The sequence below is a fragment of the Immundisolibacter sp. genome (assembly GCF_041625615.1).
GTDB lineage: Bacteria > Pseudomonadota > Gammaproteobacteria > Immundisolibacterales > Immundisolibacteraceae > Immundisolibacter.
This window is the reverse complement of sequence record NZ_JBFJTF010000204.1, coordinates 1-2,658: the sequence shown is the minus strand read 5'-3', so window position 1 is coordinate 2,658 and position 2,658 is coordinate 1. Positions and strand designations below refer to the sequence as shown.

Sequence of the window (2,658 nt, the reverse complement as noted above, 5' to 3'; positions counted from 1 at the left end):
AGGCGCTTGCCAGGCTTTCGGGCGTCTCGATGCGGTACCCGTCGACCGGTGTCTGGCCGGCCAGCACCGCGCTGGCCGGCGCCGCCTGCGCGGCCGCGGCGTGCAGGGCCACCAGCGGCCCGTCGGCGGTGGCGCGAAGGGCGACGCCCGGTGTTTCCAGCAGGGCCGCGACCACGCGCTCGTCGAACAGGTAATCGGCGCGCAGGTACAGCAGGTCGCGCCCGGTTGGCGCTGTGGCGTGTTCGTCGTGCAGCTCGACGCCGAGCTTGCCCAGCACGCGCCGCAGCCGCTCGCGCCCGTCGATTCCCCACAGGCGCACGGGCGCCTGGCCGACCAGAATTGCCAGCGGTTTCACCTTGACTGCATCCTCGAAGCTGGAAAAACGGGGCGCCATCGTATATCAAGCAGGCGCCGCCGCCGGGCGCGGCGACCGCTTCATCCCCCAGCCGTTCCCCAATGAATGCCACTGATTGCGCGCCTGACAGTGACCTGCCCGACACGTGGGCGCTGGCGCACCTGTCCGATCCGCACCTGACCGATCCGCTGCGCCCGGTCGCGGCCGACTGGCCGCTGAAGCGGCGTCTGGGACGCGCCTCCTGGCGCCGGCGCCGGCGTCATCGGCACCGCCTGCCGGTGCTGGCGACGGTGGTCGACGACCTGCGCGCGCGGGCACCGGAGCAGGTGGCGCTCAGTGGCGATCTGGTGCAGGTGGGCCTGCGCGACGAGTTCGCCCAGGCGGCGCAGTGGCTGGCGGGCTTCGTGCCGCCCGAGCGCCTGCTGCTGGTGCCCGGCAACCACGAGGCCTACGTGGCCGGCGCCTGGCCGGCCGGTCGTGCGTCGTGGCAGCGGTGGCTGGGTGCGCCGGATGGCGAGCCGTGGCTGCGCCGGCACGGCGAGCTGCTGTTGATCGGCCTGTCGAGCGCGGTGGCCACCTGGCCCGCCCTGGCCACCGGCACGCTCGGTCGGCGGCAGCTCGGGCTGTTTGAGGACGCCCTGGCGCAGGGTGCGCGCGAGGGCCTGTTCCGTGTGGTGGTGGTGCATCACCCGCCGGCACCCGGCGTGGTCGGTTGGCGCAAGCGCCTGACCGATCAGCGTCCGTTTGCGGCCGCCATCGCCCGTCACGGCGCCGGGGTGGTGCTGCACGGCCATGCCCACCGCGCCACCTGGGCGCAGCTGGCGGGGCCGGGCGGTCCGGTGCCGGTGGTGGGTGCGCCGTCGGCGTCGGCCTGCGACCCGCGGCCCGGGCGCATGGCCGGCTACAGCCTGTTGTCGCCGGCGCGCGCCGGGGGCGCCTGGCGGGTGACGCTCGGGCGGCGCGTGTACCGCCCGGCCACGCAGGACTGTGCCTGGCAGGAAACCCGGCAGTTCGCCAGCGCCGGCTGAGGCCTGGGCACGCAGCGCCGGCGTGAGCCGCGGGCAGCGAACAGGACACCCCTGGCGGCGCGTCTTTCTGGGTTTTCCTAGCGCAGCCGGCGCAGCAGCCGGCCGGCGAAGGCGAGGATCAGCACGGGCAGCAGCAGAGCCGTCAGCGGCGCCGGCAGCTGCCACAGCAGGCCCAGATAGCCCAGCGTCTGGGTGACGAAGTACAGGCCGATGCCGGCCACCGTGCCGGCCACCACGCGCCGGCTCAGCGTGCTGGCGCGGTTGCTGCCGACCACCAGGGGAATGGCCACCAGCATCATGGCCAGCGTCACCAGCGGCTGGGCGATCTGTTGCCACAGCCGCAGTTCCTCCTGGGGGACCTGCTCGTTGCGCGCCCGCTGGTCGCGCACGTAATGGAAGAGGTCAACCGGCGACAGGGTCTGCGGCGGCACCACCAGCACGCCGAGCTGCTCGGCGCTCAGGAACGACCGCCATTCGAGCTCCGGCAGTTGACGGGCGCGCGCCGGCGCCGGCAGCAGATCCTTGACCACCACGTCACGCAACAGCCATTGGCGGCCCTCGCCCAGGCGGGCGCTGTCGGCGTGCAGGTAGCGGCGCAGGCGGCCGTTGTCGTCGAATTCGTACACCGCGATGTCGGACGGAATGCGGCCGCGCTGCATGCGTCCGACGTTGACGAAGTGTCGGCCGTCACGTGACCAGAACCCCCCCCGGAAGTCCACCGACACATCCTCGGCCAGCGCCGCCGCGCGCATGCGCTCGGCGCGCATCTCCAGCGCCGGCGCCACGAACTGCGCCAGCAGCAGCATCAGCACCAGCAGCGCCAGGCCCGGGGCCAGCACCATGCCGATCAGCCGCCGCAGTGGCAGGCCGGCGGCGCGGATGGCCAGAATCTCGTTGCCGTCGGCCAGCAGGCCGAGCGGTACCAGCGTGCCGAGCAGGGCGATTACCGGCGTGGCGTCCAGCAGCCGGCGCGGCAGCATCATCAGCACGTACAGGAAGGCGTCGACCAGGGTGTAGGTGCCCTCGACGTCGTCCAGTTGCTGGACGAGTTCGATGAAGCTGAACAGCGCCACGAACACCAGCGCCACCAGCAGGTAGCCCTGGGCCATGGAGCGGGCCAGGTAGCGGGCCAGGATCATGTGCGTCGTCGCCGCCAGCGCGGCATCCACATCAACAGTGCCAGCACCCCGCCGGCTGCCAGCGGCACCAGCAGGACACCCGGCCATGGCGGCAGGTCGCCGTTCTCGACCGCGTCCATCGCCACCGCCAGCAGGT

2 protein-coding genes and 1 pseudogene are annotated in these 2,658 nt (G+C 73.0%); 1 reads left to right on the top strand and 2 read right to left on the bottom strand.

The window, feature by feature from the left end:
* Positions 1 to 394: pseudogene (locus ABYX71_RS11420) on the bottom strand (hypothetical protein); the annotation flags it as partial.
* A gap of 62 nt (positions 395 to 456) precedes the next feature.
* On the opposite strand from ABYX71_RS11420, the gene ABYX71_RS11415 reads away from it, so the two are divergent.
* A complete protein-coding gene (locus tag ABYX71_RS11415; protein WP_372696618.1) occupies positions 457 to 1,383 on the top strand; it encodes a metallophosphoesterase in 927 nt (308 codons plus the stop codon).
* Positions 1,384 to 1,460: 77 nt separating this feature from the next.
* On the opposite strand, the gene lptG is transcribed toward ABYX71_RS11415, so the two are convergent.
* On the bottom strand, positions 1,461 to 2,522 hold the full coding sequence (gene lptG, locus ABYX71_RS11410) for an LPS export ABC transporter permease LptG (protein ID WP_372696617.1): 1,062 nt from the start codon (positions 2,520 to 2,522) through the stop codon (positions 1,461 to 1,463).
* Positions 2,523 to 2,658: the final 136 nt, after the last annotated feature.